The organism is Streptomyces sp. NPDC001536 (assembly GCF_042894505.1).
Lineage (GTDB): Bacteria > Actinomycetota > Actinomycetes > Streptomycetales > Streptomycetaceae > Streptomyces.
In genome coordinates, this window is record NZ_JBIAVQ010000006.1 from 94,923 (window position 1) to 112,509 (window position 17,587).

The 17,587-nt window shown below is 71.0% G+C and carries 17 protein-coding genes; 8 read left to right on the forward strand and 9 right to left on the reverse strand.

What is annotated here, in order from left to right; genetic code table 11:
- Nucleotides 1-18: 18 nt before the first annotated feature.
- Both ACFY0U_RS18290 and ACFY0U_RS18295 read left to right on the forward strand, forming a co-directional pair.
- A complete protein-coding gene (locus ACFY0U_RS18290; protein ID WP_388636438.1) occupies nt 19-1,023 on the forward strand; it encodes a Gfo/Idh/MocA family oxidoreductase in 1,005 nt (334 codons plus the stop codon).
- The gene (locus tag ACFY0U_RS18295) at nt 1,020-2,042 is read left to right on the forward strand and encodes a Gfo/Idh/MocA family protein (protein WP_388636440.1); all 1,023 of its coding nucleotides are present in this window, start codon (nt 1,020-1,022) and stop codon (nt 2,040-2,042) included. Before ACFY0U_RS18290 ends, ACFY0U_RS18295 begins: the two co-directional genes overlap by 4 nt.
- Here ACFY0U_RS18295 and ACFY0U_RS18300 read toward each other — a convergent pair.
- On the reverse strand, nt 1,991-3,652 hold the full coding sequence (locus ACFY0U_RS18300) for a hypothetical protein (RefSeq protein ID WP_388636442.1): 1,662 nt from the start codon (nt 3,650-3,652) through the stop codon (nt 1,991-1,993). The two genes, ACFY0U_RS18295 and ACFY0U_RS18300, sit on opposite strands and share 52 nt — an antisense overlap.
- A gap of 74 nt (nt 3,653-3,726) precedes the next feature.
- On the opposite strand from ACFY0U_RS18300, the gene ACFY0U_RS18305 reads away from it, so the two are divergent.
- Nucleotides 3,727-4,179, forward strand: coding sequence for a GNAT family N-acetyltransferase (locus ACFY0U_RS18305; RefSeq protein ID WP_388636444.1), 453 nt, complete (start codon nt 3,727-3,729; stop codon nt 4,177-4,179).
- Here ACFY0U_RS18305 and ACFY0U_RS18310 read toward each other — a convergent pair.
- The 6 genes from ACFY0U_RS18310 to ACFY0U_RS18335 are packed head-to-tail and all read right to left on the reverse strand — an operon-like array spanning nt 4,151 to nt 9,975.
- Complete coding sequence (locus ACFY0U_RS18310; protein WP_388636446.1) at nt 4,151-4,978, reverse strand: PhzF family phenazine biosynthesis protein; 828 nt, start codon at nt 4,976-4,978, stop codon at nt 4,151-4,153. The two genes, ACFY0U_RS18305 and ACFY0U_RS18310, sit on opposite strands and share 29 nt — an antisense overlap.
- A gap of 58 nt (nt 4,979-5,036) precedes the next feature.
- Nucleotides 5,037-6,053 (reverse strand): Gfo/Idh/MocA family protein, encoded by a 1,017-nt coding sequence (locus ACFY0U_RS18315; RefSeq protein WP_388636448.1) that lies wholly within the window; start codon nt 6,051-6,053, stop codon nt 5,037-5,039.
- A gap of 10 nt (nt 6,054-6,063) precedes the next feature.
- Entirely contained in the window at nt 6,064-6,963 is a 900-nt protein-coding gene (locus tag ACFY0U_RS18320) for a sugar phosphate isomerase/epimerase family protein (RefSeq protein WP_388636450.1), read from the reverse strand.
- Nucleotides 6,960-7,874 (reverse strand): ATP-binding cassette domain-containing protein, encoded by a 915-nt coding sequence (locus ACFY0U_RS18325; RefSeq protein WP_388636452.1) that lies wholly within the window; start codon nt 7,872-7,874, stop codon nt 6,960-6,962. Before ACFY0U_RS18325 ends, ACFY0U_RS18320 begins: the two co-directional genes overlap by 4 nt.
- Before the next feature lie 5 nt (nt 7,875-7,879).
- Nucleotides 7,880-8,956 carry an ABC transporter permease gene (locus ACFY0U_RS18330; RefSeq protein WP_388636454.1) on the reverse strand — a complete coding sequence of 359 codons (1,077 nt, stop codon included), beginning with the start codon at nt 8,954-8,956 and terminating at the stop codon, nt 7,880-7,882.
- Complete coding sequence (locus tag ACFY0U_RS18335; RefSeq protein ID WP_388636456.1) at nt 8,956-9,975, reverse strand: sugar ABC transporter substrate-binding protein; 1,020 nt, start codon at nt 9,973-9,975, stop codon at nt 8,956-8,958. The genes ACFY0U_RS18330 and ACFY0U_RS18335 overlap by 1 nt, the downstream gene beginning before the upstream one ends.
- Nucleotides 9,976-10,248: 273 nt before the next feature.
- On the opposite strand from ACFY0U_RS18335, the gene iolC reads away from it, so the two are divergent.
- The 5 genes from iolC (at nt 10,249) to ACFY0U_RS18360 (ending at nt 15,771) form a co-directional block, all read left to right on the forward strand.
- The gene (iolC, locus tag ACFY0U_RS18340) at nt 10,249-11,211 is read left to right on the forward strand and encodes a 5-dehydro-2-deoxygluconokinase (RefSeq protein ID WP_388636458.1); all 963 of its coding nucleotides are present in this window, start codon (nt 10,249-10,251) and stop codon (nt 11,209-11,211) included.
- Nucleotides 11,208-12,083 (forward strand): deoxyribose-phosphate aldolase, encoded by an 876-nt coding sequence (locus ACFY0U_RS18345; RefSeq protein ID WP_388636460.1) that lies wholly within the window; start codon nt 11,208-11,210, stop codon nt 12,081-12,083. The genes iolC and ACFY0U_RS18345 overlap by 4 nt, the downstream gene beginning before the upstream one ends.
- A 32-nt stretch (nt 12,084-12,115) precedes the next feature.
- Nucleotides 12,116-12,997, forward strand: a complete 882-nt coding sequence (gene iolB / locus ACFY0U_RS18350) for a 5-deoxy-glucuronate isomerase (RefSeq protein ID WP_388636462.1) — start codon at nt 12,116-12,118, stop codon at nt 12,995-12,997.
- Nucleotides 12,997-14,874 (forward strand): 3D-(3,5/4)-trihydroxycyclohexane-1,2-dione acylhydrolase (decyclizing), encoded by a 1,878-nt coding sequence (gene iolD / locus ACFY0U_RS18355; protein ID WP_388636464.1) that lies wholly within the window; start codon nt 12,997-12,999, stop codon nt 14,872-14,874. Before iolB ends, iolD begins: the two co-directional genes overlap by 1 nt.
- A gap of 111 nt (nt 14,875-14,985) precedes the next feature.
- Nucleotides 14,986-15,771, forward strand: a complete 786-nt coding sequence (locus tag ACFY0U_RS18360; protein ID WP_388636466.1) for a GntR family transcriptional regulator — start codon at nt 14,986-14,988, stop codon at nt 15,769-15,771.
- Here the strand turns inward: ACFY0U_RS18360 and ACFY0U_RS18365 are convergent.
- Together ACFY0U_RS18365 and ACFY0U_RS18370 are read right to left on the reverse strand one after the other, a co-directional pair.
- Nucleotides 15,761-16,564: a DUF427 domain-containing protein gene (locus ACFY0U_RS18365; RefSeq protein ID WP_388636468.1), complete on the reverse strand. Its 804-nt coding sequence runs from the start codon at nt 16,562-16,564 to the stop codon at nt 15,761-15,763. The genes ACFY0U_RS18360 and ACFY0U_RS18365 overlap by 11 nt on opposite strands.
- A gap of 30 nt (nt 16,565-16,594) precedes the next feature.
- A complete protein-coding gene (locus ACFY0U_RS18370) occupies nt 16,595-17,578 on the reverse strand; it encodes an aldo/keto reductase (RefSeq protein ID WP_388636470.1) in 984 nt (327 codons plus the stop codon).
- Nucleotides 17,579-17,587 lie beyond the last annotated feature (9 nt).

Here is a 17,587-nt window from a genome sequence, read left to right on the forward strand (position 1 = left end):
CAAGGAGCTGCAACCCCCATGCGCATCGGAATCCTCGGCCTCGGCCGCATCGGCGCCTTCCACGCCGAGACCCTCTCCGGACTCGACGTGGTCGAGTCGCTCGTGCTCACCGACCCGTTCGCGGACGCCGCCAAGGCCGCCGCGGAGAAGTTCGGCGGTGAGGTCGTGGACTCGCCCGAGGCCCTGCTGGCCGCCGGCGTGGACGGCATCGTCGTCGCGGCCGCGACCGACGCCCACCCCGCGCTGATCCTGGCCGGTGTCGAGGCCGGCATCCCCGTCTTCTGCGAGAAGCCCGTCGCCAAGCACATGAGCGAGGGCGTCGAGGTCCTCAAGGCGATCCAGGGCAAGGACGTGCCGATCCAGATCGGCTACAACCGCCGCTTCGACGCCGGGTTCGTCGCCGCGCGGGCCGCCGTGCAGTCCGGTGAGCTCGGCAAGCTGCACACCGTGCGGTCGACCACGCTGGACCCGGCGCCGCCGCCGGCGGCGTACGTCGCCGCCTCCGGTGGCATCTTCCGCGACTGTTCGGTGCACGACTTCGACATCATCCGCTGGGTGACCGGCCGTGAGGTCGTCGAGGTGTACGCCGTCGGCGGCAACCGGGGCGCGGACTACATCAAGGAGGCGGGCGACGCCGACACCACCGGCGCGCTCCTCACCCTCGACGACGGCACCATCGCGGTGATCTCCAACTCCCGCCACAACGCCCGGGGTTACGACGTCCGCATGGAGATCCACGGCTTCACCGACTCCATCGCGGTCGGCCTGGAGGACAAGCTGCCGCTGCGCTCGGTCGAGCCCGGCGTGACCTTCCCGGCCGGGACGCCGCACGACTTCTTCATGGACCGCTTCACCGAGGCCTACCGCGCCGAACTCACCGCGTTCACCGAGGTCGTGGCGGGCAGCCGCACCTCCCCGTGCACGGTCGAGGACGCCCTGGAGGCCGGCTGGATCGCCGAGGCGTGCACACTGTCCCTGCACGAGCACCGTCCTGTCACCATCGAGGAGGTACGGCAGGCATGAGCGAGCCGGGCCGGGAACACCTGCGCATCGGAGTACTGGGCGCCGCACGCATCACCAAGAGCTCCCTCGTCGACCCGGCCCGCATCACCGGCCACCGCCTCGTCGCGGTGGCCGCCCGCGACCGGTCCCGCGCCGAGGCCTTCGCGGACGAGCACGGCGTGGAGCGGGTCGTGGACTCCTACGCCGACCTGCTCGCCGACCCCGAGGTCGACGTCGTCTACAACCCCCTCGCCAACGGTCTGCACGGGCCGTGGAACCTCGCCGCCCTCGCGGCGGGCAAGCACGTACTGAGCGAGAAGCCGTCGGCGAGCAACGCCGAGGAGGCCGCCGAGGTACGGGAGGCGGCGGCGAAGTCCGGAACCGTCTTCATGGAGGCCTTCCACTACCTCTTCCACCCGGTCACCCGACGCCTGCACGAGATCCTCGCGAGCGGCGAGATCGGCGACCTGGAGCGGGTGGAGGCCATGGTCGCGATCGCCGCGCCGCCCGACACCGACCCGCGCTGGTCCCTGCCGCTGGCCGGCGGCGCCGTGATGGACCTGGGCTGCTACAGCCTGCACGCGCTGCGCGTGCTCGCCCCCTTCGCGGGCGGCGCCCCACGGCTCGTCTCCGCGCGGGGCGGGGAGCGCGCGAGCGCGCCGGGCGTGGACGAATGGCTGGACGCCGAGCTGGAGTTCCCCGGCGGGGCCACCGGGTCCGCGCGCTGTCACATGGCGTACGACGGGCTGGACATGAGCATCCGGATCATCGGGAGCCGGGGCGAGGTGAGCGCGCCGAACTTCGTGCTGCCGCACCTGGACGACCGGGTCGTGGTGCGCACGGACCAGGGCGAGCGGACCGAGCGGCTCGGCACGCGGTCGTCGTACACCTACCAGCTGGAGGCGTTCGCGGCACGGGTTCGTGAGGGTACGCCGGTGCCGCTGGACGCGGACGACGCGGTGGCGACGATGACGCTGATCGACGAGAGCTACCGGGCGGCGGGGTTCGCGCCGCGGCCGCGGTCGGTCATGAAGGGGTAGGCGAATCCCGGGTACGGCACCCCCGTCGCGCTCTCCCAGGCGCGTGCCACCTCGTCGGACCGGACCAGATCGAAGGCCCTGAAGCACCTGGCGTGGACGTAGTCGGCATCCGCGCGGTGGGCGAGGTCGAGGAGGGCGCGCAGGTCGGTGACCTTCTCGCCGAGGTCGCCCGCCACGGCCTTGGCGAGCAGCGCGTCGGCGAGTACGTCACGGATCGTGGCGAGCTCGGCCTCGGTGTCCGGCCGGTCGCGGTGTTCCTGGAGGACGGCCTCCGCCTCCTCGTAGCAGGACACGGTTCCCCTGAGGTCGTCGGTGCTCTGGAGGGCCTGGCCGAGGACGTGGAGGCGGCGGGCGGTGAGCGGGTGGTACGTCTCCCAGTCGGACTCGGCCAGCCTCCGGGTGAGGGTGAGCGCCTCGCGGGCGCTCGTCACGGCCGACTCCGGGTCGCCCGCGTCGTCCTGACGGATGCTCAAGTTGTGCAACAGCCGACCCAGTTCGGGCTCGTGTACCGCGTCGAGGGCTGCGGCACGCCGGTAGGCGGTCACACCGCGCTCCGTCGCCGCGACGGCTTCGGCGTGGGCACCGGTCCGTGCATGGCAGCGGGCGAGGGCGTCCAGGGTCGTGGCGAGCAGCGGATCGCACGACTGGTCGGCGTACAGGTCGGCCAGTTCCCGCAGCGTGTTCAACTCCTCGTCGGGCGCGTCCACTTCGGCGAGCGCCTCGGCGAGACCCTGCAACGCGAGGGTCAGCCCTGCCGCGCCGGACGGTCGCCGTGCCGCGGCCACCGCCTCCTCGGCCGTGGTGCGGGCCGCCTCCCGCTCCCCCGTGGCACGGTGACAGCCGGCCAGGTCGACGAGCAGCCGTACCCGCAGGAGCGGGATGGTCCCGGGGTACGCGAAGGCGACCCCGCCGCCCAGTGACTCCCTCGCCTCGGGACCGAGCGCCAGCGCCTCCTCGTACCGCCCGAGAGCTCTCAGCCCGCCGACGAGTTCCACGAAGACGCGCGAGGTGACGAGGAGAACCCTGCTGGACTCCCGCAACGACATGGACCGCAGCAGCCCGGCGCACTCCTCGTACACGAGCACGGACTGTTCCGTGTGCCCGAGGACGCCGAGCACCAGCGCGTAGGTGCGCAGGGCGCTCGGCAGGGAGCCTAGGGAGCGGTCCCGGCCGACCCGAGCCGGGCCGCGACGGTACGCCTCGACGCAGCTTCGGGCCGCCTCCAGCGCCTCCTCGGCTCTGCCGCTTCCCAGCAGGGCCCGCGCCCGGACGTGCAGCAGGTACGCGGTCTGCGCCGGTGAGGGCAGCGCCCCCGGTACGGCGTCCGCGACGGCCGCCACCGCGCACGCCTCCTCGTGCCGTTCCATCGCGTCCAGCGCGAACGCGTGCAGGGCCAGCGCACGGGCCAGGTGGCCCGGGCGGCGCGGGTGGGCGCGATCCAGCACGGCGACCGCCTCCTCGGCCCAGGCGAGCAGGCGCGCGGGCGGACCGGGTCGCAGCAGTGCCCAGCCGGGGGTGAGACAGCGCAGCAGCAAGGCCCCGAGCAGCGGCTCGCCCACCCCGGGCGCCAGCCTGGCCAGTCCACGCGCCAGCGGCAGCAGGACCCTCATGCGCACCTCCGTCGCCCTCACACAAAGGACAGCCGCAAGGGCGCCCCGGTTGCACCCCTGCCATGATCGACCCCATGGCCGTGCACATCGTCCCCGCCCAAGTCACCGACATCCACCAGGTTTTGGCGGACCACCCCCGCTACTGGGGCGACCGCGACCTCCGTTCCCTCCATCTCCTCGCCCTGGTGCAGGAGTTCGGCTCGACCTGTCTGGTCGCCCGCGCCGACGACGGCATCCGCGGCTACCTCATCGGCTTCGTCACACCCGACGGCACGGGGTACGTCCATCTGATCGCCACCCGCGACGACACCCGCGGCACCGGAGTCGGCCGCGACCTGTACGCCGCGTTCGTCGAGGCCGCCCGCGAGCAGGGGGCCGTCCGTCTGAAGGCGATCACGTCGGTCACCAACGAGGGCTCGATCGCCTTCCACCGCAGCCTCGGTTTCGACGCGCGTGTCGAGGAGGAGTACAACGGGCCCGGCCGGCCGATGGTCGTCTTCACACGAGCTCTCCCCGCAGCACCGTGACCGCGTCCCCGGTCAGAAGGACCCGGTCGCCGCGTACCTCGGTGCGGACCAGGCCCGTCCGTGCGGACGCCTGGAGGCCGACCAGCCGTTCGCGGCCCAGGCGTCCCGACCAGTAGGGCGCGAGGCCGGTGTGGGCGCTGCCCGTGACCGGGTCCTCGGGGATGCCGTTCGCGGGGGCGAAGAAGCGCGAGACGAAGTCGTACGGACCACCGGGCCTGTCCGCCGACGCGGTGACGATGACGGCGCGCAGCCCCTCGCGGTCCGTGAGCGCGGCCACCGCGTCCATGTCGGGGAGCAAGGCCCGCACGGCGGCCTCGTCCGGCAGGACGACCAGCAGATCGCCGACCCAGCGAGTCCGGTGCGTGGCCTCGGGCGCCGTACCGAGCGCCGCGGACAGGTCAGGTGGTACCGGGACCTGGGCGGCGGGCGCGGCGGGGAAGTCCAGGGTGACGGCGCCGGTGTCGTCCAGGTGGGCGACGAGCGTGCCGTGCAGACGGCTGCGGAAACGGATCGCGCCGCGCGACCCCCGGGTGGTGCGCAGGATGTGGGCCGTGGCCAGGGTGGCGTGACCGCACAGTTTGGCCTCGACGGTGGGCGTGAACCAGCGGATGGCCCAGTCCGCCTCGGCACCGGCGGGCAGCGGAAGGGCGAACGCGGTCTCCGAGTGGCACAGTTCGGCAGCCACCCTCTGCATCCACGCCTCGTCGGGCCAGTCCCCGGCGGGCAGCAGACACACACCCGCCGGGTTTCCGGCGAACGGGCGGTCGGTGAAGGCGTCGACGATGTGAAGGGGGAGCATGGGCGGACGCTAACGACGCCGGTCGCCGTCCGGCCAAGTCCAGTCGCGAGGAAGTGGATCAGTACAGGGACGGCCGCTCCACCAGCTCCACCTCCACACGGCCGCCTTCGTTCAGGGCGCGCACGCCCGCCTCGCACACGGCGGCGGCCGCATAGCCGTCCCAGGTGCTCGGCCCGGTCACCGCGCCCCGCCGGGTCGCGTCGACCCACACCTGGAGCTCACGGTCGTAGGCGTCGGCGAAGCGGTCGATGAAGTCCTGGGAGATGGTGCCGCCCCATCGCCCGGCCATGTTGGTGACCATGGCGTGGCCGTCGCCGATGCGGGCGGTGCCGCGTTCGCAGACCACCTCGGCCTGGACCTGGTAGCCGAAGCCGCAGTTGACGAAGATCTCCACGTCGACGACCGCGCCGCCGTCCGTCTCGAACACCACGAACTGCGGGTCCTGGAGTCCCTCCGGCGCGCTCGCCGTGGCTCTCGGCCGCAGCACGGTCACGGCGGTGATCTCCTGGCCGAGCAGCCAGCGGGTCACGTCCGTCTCGTGCGCCACCGAGTCGCTGACGAGCATGTCGCTGGTGAAGAAGGGCGGGCTGGCCGCGTTGCGATGCCGGTTGTGCACCATCAGCGGGCGGCCCAACTGACCTGTCTCCAGCAGCGACTTGAGCTTCATGTACTCGGTGTCGTAGCGCCGCATGAAGCCGACCTGGATGCGGCGGTGGCCCAGCTTCCGCTCGGCTTCCAGCACTCGCAGCGCCGACGCCGAGTCCGGGGTGAGCGGCTTCTCGCACAGCACCGGGAGGTCGCGTGCGAGGGCCGCGAGCAGTGCCGCCTCGTGGGCCGGCCCCGACGAGGCGATCAGTACGGCGTCGACGTCGGGCGCCGCCAACGCTGTCGCGGCGTCGGTGTAGGCGGTGCAGCCGTCGACGCGGGCCGCGACGGCCTTGGCCCGCTCCGCGTCGACGTCCACGACGGCGCTCACCCGTGCGCCGCTGATGACCTCTTCGATCCGGCGCACATGGTCGGCGCCCATCTTTCCCGTACCGATGACTGCGACTCCGAGCGTGGCACGCTGGGTCATGGCCGTCCTCTCAGGCTCCGCAGGACCTCAGGAACTTACGGGTGCGCACCGCGATGGGCAGCGGCTTGTCCGGCTCGCACGGGTACATGTCCTGCTCGACGATCGCGAACAACTCCACGCCGAGCTTCTGGGCCGCCACCAGCACCGGCTCCAACTCCGGGACACCGGACGGCGGTTCGCACATCACTCCGCGCTGCACCGCGGGACCGAACGGGACCTCGTTCGCCCGCACGTCGGCGAGGATCGCCGGGTCCACCTGCTTGAGGTGGAGGTAGCCGATGCGTTCGCCGTACGTCTCGATCAGCTTGACGCTGTCGCCGCCGCAGTAGGCGTAATGGCCGGTGTCCAGGCAGAGGTTGACGAGTTCGGAGTCGGTCGAGTCGAGGAAGTGCTCGACGTGGTCCTCGGTGTCGAGGTGGGTGTCGGCGTGCGGGTGCACGACGATGTCGAGGCCGTACGCCTCCTTCACCTCGTGGCCGAGCCGCTCCATGCCCTTGGTGAGGTGGGCCCACTGCTCGTGGGTCAACTCCGGGGGTTCGAGGATCTCGGCGGTCTTGTCGTCGCGCCAGAACGACGGGATGACGACGAGGTGCCGGGCGCCCATCGCCTGGGTGAGCGCGGCGACCTGGCTGACGTGCTCCCAGGTCGACTCCCACACGGAGGGCCCGCGATGCAGACCGGTGAAGACGGTGCCGGCCGACACCTTGAGGTCCCGCTTCGCCACCTCGTCCGTGAGCCTGGCCGGGTCGGTGGGCAGATAGCCGTAGGGACCCAACTCGATCCAGGAGTAGCCCGCTTCGGCGACCTCGTCCAGGAAGCGTTCCCAGGGGACCTGCTGGGGGTCGTCGGGGAACCAGACGCCCCAGGAGTCCGGGGCGGAGCCGACCCGGATACGGTCCAGGGCGGTCACGACGCGTCGTCCTTGCTCGTCGCCACCGGCGCCTTGAGGTCCTGCTCCTCGGGGAGTTCCTCGACGTCGACGCCGCGGACCTGGGACAACTCGTGCTTGAGCGCGGCGAGTTCGGAGCCGCCGGCCATGTGGTTGGTGAGTTCTTCGAGGCTGACCTCGTCGCGGGAGGCGTTGAGTTCCATGGTGCCGAGGCGCAGGACGCTGAAGTGGTCGCCGACCATGTAGGCGTGGTGGGGGTTGTGGGTGATGAAGATGACGCCGAGGCCGCGGTCGCGGGCGGCGGCGATGTACTTCAGGACCACGCCGGACTGCTTGACGCCGAGGGCGGCGGTGGGCTCGTCCAGGATGAGGACGCGGGCGCCGAAGTAGACGGCGCGGGCGATGGCCACGCACTGGCGCTGGCCGCCGGAGAGGGTGCCGATGGGCTGGTCCAGGTTGTCCAGGACGATGCCCATGTTGCGCAGTTCCTCGTCGGCGGTCTTCTTCATCTGCTCGATGTCGAGGCGACGCAGCGGCCAGGGGCCCTTGGTCATCTCGGAGCCGAGGAAGAAGTTGCGCCACACCGGCATCAGCGGGACGACGGCGAGGTCCTGGTAGACGGTCGCGATGCCCTTGTCCAACGCTTCGCGCGGGGTGGTGAAGCGGACCGGGGAGCCGTCGACGAGGAACTCGCCCTCGGTGTGCTGATGCAGCCCGGAAATGATCTTGATGAGGGTGGACTTGCCGGCGCCGTTGTCCCCGAGGACGCAGGTGACCTGATTGGGGAAGACCTTCAGGTCGACACCGTGCAGGGCACGGATGTTGCCGTACGACTTGCCGGCGTTGCGGAGTTCGACGATCGCCCCGTCGGTGGCGGGGGCGTCGTCGGCGAGGACGGCGCCGTGGGTGCCGGCTTCGTTGCTGGATGTCATTGCGGTCACCTCCGGGTCGCCGTACGGCTGACCCACAGATTGATCAGGACGGCGCCGAGCAGCATCACGCCGAGGAAGGCCTTGAACCAGTCCGGGTTCCAGCCGGCGTAGACGATGCCCTGCTGCACCATGCCGAACATGAACGCACCGAAGACCGGGCCGATCGCGGAGCCGGCGCCGCCGGTCAGCAGACAGCCGCCGATCACCGCGGCGGAGATGTAGATGAGCTCCTGGCCCACACCCTCGCCGGACTGCACGGTGTTGAAGGAGAACAGGTTGTGCATGCCGACGAACCAGGCTCCGAAGCCGACCAGCATGAACAGGGAGATCTTCGTGAAGGTCACCGGGACACCGACGGCCCGCGCGGAGTCCTTGTTGCCGCCGACGGCGAAGATCCAGTTGCCGTACTTGGTGCGCAGCAGCACCCAGGTGGCGATCGCGGCGAAGACCAGCCAGTAGACGATGGTGATCTTGATCTGGACGCCGCCGACCTCGAAGGAGGAGGCGAAGACCTTCTTCGCGCCGGCGAAGCCGTCCATGTTGCTGATGTCGTCGGTGGCCACGTTGCCGGTGACCAGCTTGGTGACCGCGAGGTTGACGCCCTGGAGGATCAGGAACGTGCCCAGGGTGATCAGGAAGCTGGGCAGGCCGGTCTTGACCACCAGCCAGCCGTTGAGGAACCCGATGGCCAGCGACACGATCAGCGCGGCGATGACGCCCGCCCACACGTTCAAGGTGAGCTGGTAGGCGAGCATGCTGGCGGTGAGCGCGGAGGTGATGACCGCGACGCCGGAGGAGAGGTCGAACTCGCCGCCGATCATCAGCAGCGCGACCGGGAGGGCCATGATCCCGATGGTGGACGACTGGTAGAGGATGTTGGCCATCGAACTGCCGTCGCGCACCGGCGGGGCGGTGATGAGGAAGAACACCCACACCGCCACGGCACCGAGGAAGACTCCGACATCGGGGCGGCCCAACAGGCGCAGCGCCAGGGATCGTTGAGCGGTCCGGCCGTCGGTCTCCTTCGGGCCGGGGGCCGGCGGTGTGGTCACCGCCGGCTCGGCATGCTGGGTCATACCCATCACCGGGTGCCCTTCGCGGCGAACGCCGCCACCTTGTCGACGTTGGTCTTGTCGACGAAGGCCGGGCCGGTCAGCACCGGCTGCTCGCCACCGCCCATGTAGTTGCCGTTGTTCTTGTAGAGCCACAGCGAGTCGATCGCGAGGTAGCCCTGGAGGTACGGCTGCTGGTCGACCGCGAACTCGATGGTGCCGTCGCTGATGGCGCCCGTCAGGTCCTTGTTGAGGTCGAAGGTGGCGATCTTCGCCTTGCTGCCCGCGTCGGACACCGACTGCACCGCGGTCAGCGCGAACGGGGCGCCGAGGGTGACGACGTAGTCGATGGACTTGTCCTGGCTGAGCTTGGCGGTGATCGTCGACTTCACGGACGGCATGTCGGTGCCGTTGACGTTCAGCGTCTGGAGCTTGCCGTCGAAGGTCTTGTCGACGCCGTCGCAGCGCTGGGTCAGGCCGATGTTGCCCTGCTCCTGGACGACACAGACGGCGTTCTTGGCGCCGGCCTCGTTCAGCCGCTTGCCGAGGGCCTCACCGGCGACGGTCTCGTCCTGGCCGAAGAACTCCATCAGACCGAGCTTCTGCCACTCGCTGACGCCGGAGTTGAGGCCGACCACGGGGATGCCGGCCGTCTTGGCCTTGCCGATGACGTCCTTGAGGGCGTCCGGCTTGGCGAGGGTGACCGCGATGCCGTCGACCTTCTGGTCGATGGCGTTCTGGATGAGGTTGGCCTGGTTGGCCGCGCTGGGGTCGTTGGAGTAGATCAGCTTGACGTTGTCCTTGGCGGCGGCGGCCTCGGCACCCTTGCGGACGATGTCCCAGAAGGTGTCACCGGCGGACTGGTGCGTCACCAGCGCGACGGTCATGCGCGGAGTGGAGGCCTTGCCCGCTGAGGCGCCGTCTGCGCTCTCCTCGGACTTCTTGCCCCCGGAGCTGCTGGAGCAGCCGGCAAGGGTCAGGGCAGCCGCCGCGGCGATCGCCACAACAGGGGCGAATCGACGGGAACGGGAGTGCGAAGAGCGGTCCATCTTTCCTGCACCTCACTGTGCTTACGGGGGAAAGGGAGAGTGATCTCGGGGGATTCCGAGGCCCGGGATCTTGGCATGTCCGGGTCGCGAGCCGCAAATACGGCTGTTGCACTGGGACGGGATTCCATCCCTTCCGGAGCCCGCTGTCAATACTTTGTTAAGACATCATTTCACAATCAGGTCCGAATGTAAGTACAAAGTCTTGACAGGGCTGCCCTTCGGGTCCTACATCTGGGAGGCGACAGGCCCCCTGGGACTTGAGGAGCGTCACCCATGGCCGAATCATCCCAGCCCTTCGACTTGATCACGATCGGCCGCATAGGAGTTGATCTTTACCCACTCCAGACTGGCGTGCCACTGAGCGATGTGCAGAAGTTCGGAAGGTTTCTGGGCGGTTCGGCGGCCAACGTTTCGGTCGCGGCCGCCCGCCTCGGCCGCTCCGCCGCCGTGATCACCCGCACCGGCGACGACCCCTTCGGCACCTACCTCCACACCGCGCTCAAGGAGTTCGGCGTCGACGACCGCTGGGTGACACCGGTGGCCGCGTACCCGACGCCGCTGACGTTCTGCGAGATCTTCCCGCCGGACGACTTCCCGCTGTACTTCTACCGGCAGCCCAAGGCCCCCGACCTGGAGATCCACACCGACGAGCTGGACTACTTCGCGATCCGCGGGGCCCGGATCTTCTGGATCACCGGCACCGGTCTGAGCGAGGAGCCCAGCCGCTCGGCCACGTTCGCCGCGATGAAGGCCCGCGACAGGGCGGGGACCACCGTCTTCGACCTGGACTGGCGGCCGGTGTTCTGGCGTGACCCGGAGGAGGCCCGCCCCTACTACGCGGAAGCCCTGCGGCACGCGACGGTCGCGGTCGGCAACCTCGACGAGTGCGAGATCGCCACCGGCGTCCGCGAACCCCGCGCCTGCGCGGAGGCCCTGCTGGCGGCGGGGGTCGAGCTGGCCGTCGTCAAACAGGGCCCCAAGGGTGTGCTCGCCGTCCACCGCGACGGCACGACCGCCGAGGTCCCGCCGGTCCCCGTCGAGGTGGTCAACGGCCTCGGCGCCGGAGACGCGTTCGGCGGCTCGCTCTGCCACGGTCTGCTGTCCGGCTGGGAGCTGGAACGGATCATGCGGTACGCCAACGCGGCCGGCGCCCTCGTCGCCTCCCGTCTCGCCTGCTCCTCGGCGATGCCGACGGCGGCCGAGGTCGAGGGCCTGCTGAACGGAGTCCCGTCGTGACCACCAGCGTCTCCGACCTCGTCTCCCTCAGGGCCCGGCACCCGGAGGCGATCGCCGAGGCGGCCGCCCGCCGCGTGCGGCGCCCGCTGCTGGGCGACAGCGGCCGCCTGATGATCGTGGCCGCCGACCACCCCGCCCGTGGCGCCCTCGGCGTCGGCGACCGCGCACTCGCCATGGCCGACCGCGCCGACCTGCTGGAACGCCTCTGCGTCGCGCTGTCCCGACCAGGCGTGGACGGGGTGCTGGCCACCGCGGACATCCTGGAGGACCTGCTCCTGCTCGGCGTGCTGGAGAACAAGGTCGTCATGGGCTCGATGAACCGCGGCGGCCTCGCGGGCGCCGCCTTCGAGCTGGACGACCGCTTCACCGGCCACCGCGCCCGGGACCTCACCCGGCTCCGCTTCGACGCGGGCAAGCTGCTGCTGCGCATCGACTACGACGACCCGGGCTCGTTGACGACGTTGGAGTCGACGGCCCGCGCGATCGACGACATGACGGCCCACCGGCTCCCCCTGTTCGTGGAACCGTTCATCTCCCGGCGGCTCGGCGGCAGGGTCGTCAACGACCTCTCCCCCGCGGCCGTCACCAGGTCGATCGCCATCGCCTCGGGCCTCGGCGGCACCTCCGCGTACACCTGGCTGAAGCTGCCCGTGACCCGCGACCCGGACGACATGGCGGAGGTCCTGGAGACCTCCACCCTGCCCGCGGTGCTGCTGGGCGGCGAGGTCGACGACCAGGAGGCCGCCTACGAACGCTGGCGCAAGGCCCTGAGGCTGCCGACGGTCCAGGGCATGGTCGTGGGCCGCTCCCTCCTCTACCCGGCCGAGGGCAGCGTGGAGACGGCGGTCGACACGGCCGTCGGGCTGCTGTGACACGAGAGGCACGCGAAGACACGGAGGCACCGATGACGTATCACCTTCCCGCAGGCAAGGCCCTCGGCGGCCCCTACCTGGTCGACGTGTCCCCCGAGTCGGCCGGCTGGGGCTACTCCGCCCTCCGCGTCCTGGAGCTGCCGCCCGGCGGCACCCACACCTTCGACACCGGCGAGAGCGAGTGGATCGTCCTCCCCCTGGCAGGCGGCTGCACGGTCACCACGGCCGACGAGTTCGGCGGTGACACGTTCCCACTCCACGGCCGCGAGAGCGTGTTCACGGGCGTCAGCGACTTCGCGTACGTCCCACGCGATTCCCGTACGACGATCTCGGCGGCGGGCGGCGGACGGTTCGCGCTCACCGGGGCGCGCTGCACCAGGCGGCTGCCCGCCCGCTACGGACCGGCCTCGAAGGTGCCGGTGGAGCTGCGCGGCACGGGCAACTGCTCCCGGCAGGTCAACAACTTCGGTGCGGCAGGCGTGTTCGAGTGCGACAAGCTCATCGCCGTCGAAGTGCTGACTCCCGGCGGCAACTGGTCGTCCTTCCCACCGCACAAGCACGACGAGCACCGCCCGGGCGAGGAGTCGGTGCTGGAAGAGATCTACTACTTCGAGATCGACGGCCCGGGCGGCTGCGGCTACCAGCGCGTTTCACCGTCCGGCCGCGGCCGCAACACCGACGTCCTGGCCGAAGTGCGCGGCGGCGACGTCGTGTTGATCCCGGACGGCTGGCACGGACCCTCCATGGCCGTGCCCGGCCACCACCTCTACTACCTGAACGTCATGGCGGGCCCCGGGCCCGAGCGCGTCTGGCTGATCTGCGACCACCCCGATCACGCCGGCATCCGCGACACCTGGCCCGACCAGCCCGTCGACCCCCGACTCCCCCTCTACACGGCACCGGAGAAGTCCTGATGAGCACGCCCACCCGTCGCCTGACCGTCGCCCAAGCCCTGGTGCGCTTCCTGTCCGTCCAGTACACCGAGCGCGACGGTGAACGGCACCGGCTGATCGCCGGGACCTGGGGCATCTTCGGCCACGGGAACGTGGCGGGGCTGGGACAGGCGCTGCTGGAGGCCGGTCAGGACGTCATGCCGTTCCACCAGGGCCGCAACGAGCAGTCCATGGTGCACGCGGCCGTCGGCCACGCCCGCCACCTCGACCGGCTCTCCGCACAGGCCGTGACGACGTCCATCGGCCCGGGCGCCACGAACCTGGTCACGGGAGCCGCCCTGGCGACGATCAACCGCATCCCGGTCCTGCTCCTGCCCGGCGACTACTTCGCCACCCGCACCGCCGACCCGCTCCTCCAGCAGCTGGAGCACCCGACCGAGGCGGACGTGTCGGTGAACGACACCCTGCGCCCGGTCTCCCGGTACTTCGACCGCGTCACCCGCCCAGAAGCCCTGATCCCCTCGGCCCTCAACGCCATGCGGATCCTCGCCGACCCCGCGGAGACCGGCGCGGTCACCCTCGCCCTCCCGCAGGACGTGCAGGCGGAGGCGTACGACTGGCCTGAGGAGTTCTTCGCCGAGCGCGTCTGGCGCGTACGGCGTCCCGCTCCCGATCCCGTCGAACTGGCCGAGGCGGTACGGGCCGTACGGTCCGCCGCCCGCCCGCTGATCGTCGCGGGCGGCGGCATCCACCACAGCAAGGCGGAAGAGGCACTCAAGGCACTCGTGGACGCCACCGGCATCCCGGTCGCCTCGACACAGGCCGGCAAGGGCTCCCTGCGCCACGACCACCCCGCCGACCTCGGCGGCATCGGCCACACCGGCACGGCGGTCAGCGACGACCTGGCCCGCACCGCGGATCTGGTGATCGGAGTGGGGACGCGGTACACCGACTTCACCACCGCCTCGGGCACGCTCTTCCGCGACCCCGACGTGCGGTTCCTCAACCTCAACATCACCGGCTTCGACGCCCACAAGCTGGCGGCGCGGACACTGGTCTGCGACGCCCGGGCGGGGCTCACGGCGTTGACTGAGGCGCTGTCCGGTCACCGGGTGAGCTCGGCCTACGAGTCGGAGTACCGCGCCGGCAAGGAGCGCTGGGACCAGGTGGTCGACGCGGCTTTCGCCGCCTCCGACGAGAACGCCGTCCCGACCCAGACCCAGCTCCTCGGCGCCCTCGACGCGGCCGTCGGCGACGAGGACGTGGTGATCAACGCGGCGGGCTCGCTCCCCGGCGACCTGCACAAGCTCTGGCGGGCCCGCAGCCCCCGCCAGTACCACCTGGAGTACGGCTACTCCTGCATGGGCTACGAGATCCCGGCCGCGATCGGCGTCCAGCAGGCGAGCCCCGGCACCCCCGTGTGGGCGCTGGTCGGCGACGGCACCTATCTGATGATGCCGACCGAGATCGTCACGGCCGTCCAGGAGGGCCTGCCGATCAACCTGGTCCTCATCCAGAACCACGGCTACGCCTCCATCGGCGGCCTCTCCGAGACGGTCGGCGGCGAGCGCTTCGGCACGGCCTACCGCTACCGGGCCGCCGACGGCACCTTCTCCGGCGCCCCGCTCCCCGTCGACCTCGCCGCCAACGCGGCCAGCCTCGGCATGGACGTGCTGCGCGCCAAGACGGTCCGCGAGCTGCGCGAGGCGCTGGCGACGGCCCGCGCCTCGGACCGCCCGACCTGTGTGTACGTCGAGACCGACACCGCCAACCCGGCCGCTCCCCCGACCGAGGCCTGGTGGGACGTGCCGGTCGCCGAGGTCGCCTCCCGCGAGTCGGCCGTCCAGGCCCGCGAGGAGTACGACCGCCAGGTCGCCGACCGCCGCCGCCACCTCTGAACCACCGCTCAGGAAAGGCCCCCCACCATGAAGACCCTCACCCGCTGGATCGACGGCAACCTCGGGCTCCCCAGCCACTCCTGACACTTCCTCAGAAGGGAGGGACATTCCATGGCGAAGACCGGCGGCTCCCCACGTGCCGCTACCGCACCCGCGCTCGATTCCCTGGACTTCGCCCTGGACCGGGGCAGTCCGGTACCGCTCTACTACCAGCTCGCCCAGCAGCTGGAAGCGGCGATCGAGCACGGGGCCCTCGCCCCGGGCAACCTCCTGGGCAACGAGATAGACCTGTCCGTGCGCCTCGGCCTGTCCCGGCCGACGGTCAGGCAGGCGATCCAGTCCCTCGTCGACAAGGGACTGCTGGTGCGACGGCGCGGGGTGGGCACGCAGGTGGTGCACAGCCAGGTCAAACGCGGCCTCGAACTGAGCAGCCTCTACGACGACCTGGAGGCCGCCGGCCAGGGGCCGACCACCGAGGTGGTGCGCAACGAACACGTCCCGGCGTCCGCCGACGTGGCCGCCGCGCTCGGTGTCGCGGAGGGCGGCGACGTCGTGGTCCTGGAGCGGCTGCGCGCCACACACGGCCAGCCGGTCGCGATCCTGTGCAACTACCTGCCCGCGACACTCCTCGAACTCGACTCCGCCCGGCTGGAGTCGACGGGCCTGTACCGGCTGATGCGCTCGGCGGGCATCACCCTGCACAGTGCCCGCCAGACCATCGGGGCCCGCTGCGCCACCGCCGAGGAGGCGGCACGCCTGGACGAGAAGGCCGGGGCCGCGCTGCTGACGATGCAGCGCACGGCGTACGACGACACGGGCCGGCCGGTCGAGTACGGGACGCACATCTACCGTGCGTCCCGGTACGCGTTCGACTTCCAACTGCTGGTCAGGTCTTGAGGCCCGCGGTGAACGGCGTGACCGGCCGCTCCTTGCGTTCGCCGTCCACGGTGATGTCGACGGCCTCGTTGTAGAAGGCGAGGAGTCCCTTGACCGGGGCCACCGCGAGCAGCGGCTCCGGGTAGCTCCACAGGATGTTGCGGGGGACGTCCTCCTCGCCGCGCCAACTCCAGTACTCCGCCGTGCCCTTGTACGGGCAGCCGGTGTGGTGGTCGGTCGGGGTGAACAGATCGAGACGGACGTCCTCGCGGGGGAGGTAGTACCGCGTGGGCAGCGAGGTCTCGAAGAGCAGCACCGGTCGGCGGGTGTCGGCGACGACGTGGCCGGCGATCTCGACCACGACATGGCGGCTGCTGGGCAGGGCGTCCACCCGTTTGTGCGGGTCACGGGGGTGGATGAAGATCTCTTCCTCCTCCTCGTACCAGTGGTCCAGGCCGCTGTCCCAGTGCCGGAACCACTCGAAGGCGATGTGCCCGGCGAGATCGTCGGCCGGGAACGTCCACGCCGCGTTCTCCACGAGCTCGCCGTCGACCTCGAGGTCGTAGAAGGTCCGGGATCCGGTGTGGGCACCCGTGCGCGGGTTCTTCGCCGGGCGCAGGAGGTCCGTGCGGACCTCCTCGCGGGGGAACGCGTAGCACGGGACGGGGACGCCGGGCTCCCAGACGAGGACCGGCCGGCGGCTGTCGACGACGGCGACATCGCGTTTGTAGCCGCGCACCCAGCGTTCTCCGGGCTCCCAGAGCAGGCCTTCCGGCGTGGAACGGATGGTCTTCGCGAACGGATGTGAGGTCATGACCGGCACTCCTTCGGCTCCCTCCCGAGCCTAATGGGCCGCGTCCAGCCGGGCCCGCTGCTCGTCGGTCAGCTCCAGGTCGACCGCGGCGAGGTTCTCCTCCAGCTGGGCGACCGAGGAGACGCCGGCCAGCGGGAGGATCGGCAGGGTGCCGCCGATCTGCCAGGCCAGGACGACCTGGTTGACGGTCGCCCCGGTCTCCCGGGCCACCTCGCGCAGAACCTGGAGGCGGGCCGGGGTGCCCGGGTGGTCGAAGTCGGCGGGGAGCCGGTCCGGGTGCGTGTAGGCGCCCTTGAGCAGGGGTGAGTAGGCGACCAGGGTCAGGCCGGGCTCCTCGCGCAGGTAGCCGAGCAGGTCGGGTCCCGCGTGGCCGAGGCTGCCGTCGGGGAAGAGGTCGTCCGGGACGTCGTAGCGCGGCCGCAGATGGCTGTGGGCGTACTGGAGCACCTCGTAGCCGGGCAGTCCGGCCGCGGCGGCGAGCGACAGGGCGCGCTCGACCCGCCACACGGCGTGGTTGCTGACCCCGAGGAGGCCGACCGTGCCCTCGGCGACCAGTCCGGCGAAGCCCTCCACGGTCTCCCGCAGCGGCACCGCGTGGTCCTCGATGTGGGCGTAGAGCAGGTCCAGCCTGTCCACGCCGAGCCGTTCGCGGCTGCGTTCGGCGGCCTCGCGGATCACCTTCGCGGACAGGCCCTCGGCGTTGTCGACATAGCTGGTGCCGGGGGCGAGCGGGCGGGCGCCGAGTTTGGTGGCGATCACGATCTCGTCGCCGATGCCGCGGCTGCGCCGCCAGCGGCCGAGCAGTTCCTCGCTCTGGCCGCCCAGGCCGCCGTCGGTCCAGAAGGCGTAGTTGTCGGAGGTGTCGATGAAGTTGCCGCCTGCCTCGACGTAGCGGTCGAGCACGGCGAAGGCGGTCTTCTCGTCCGTGCGCGAGCCGAACAGCATCGCGCCGAGGGCGAGCACACTGACCTCGCGGCGGGTCTTCGGGTCGGTGCCGATGGTGCGGTACTTCATGGTGGTCCC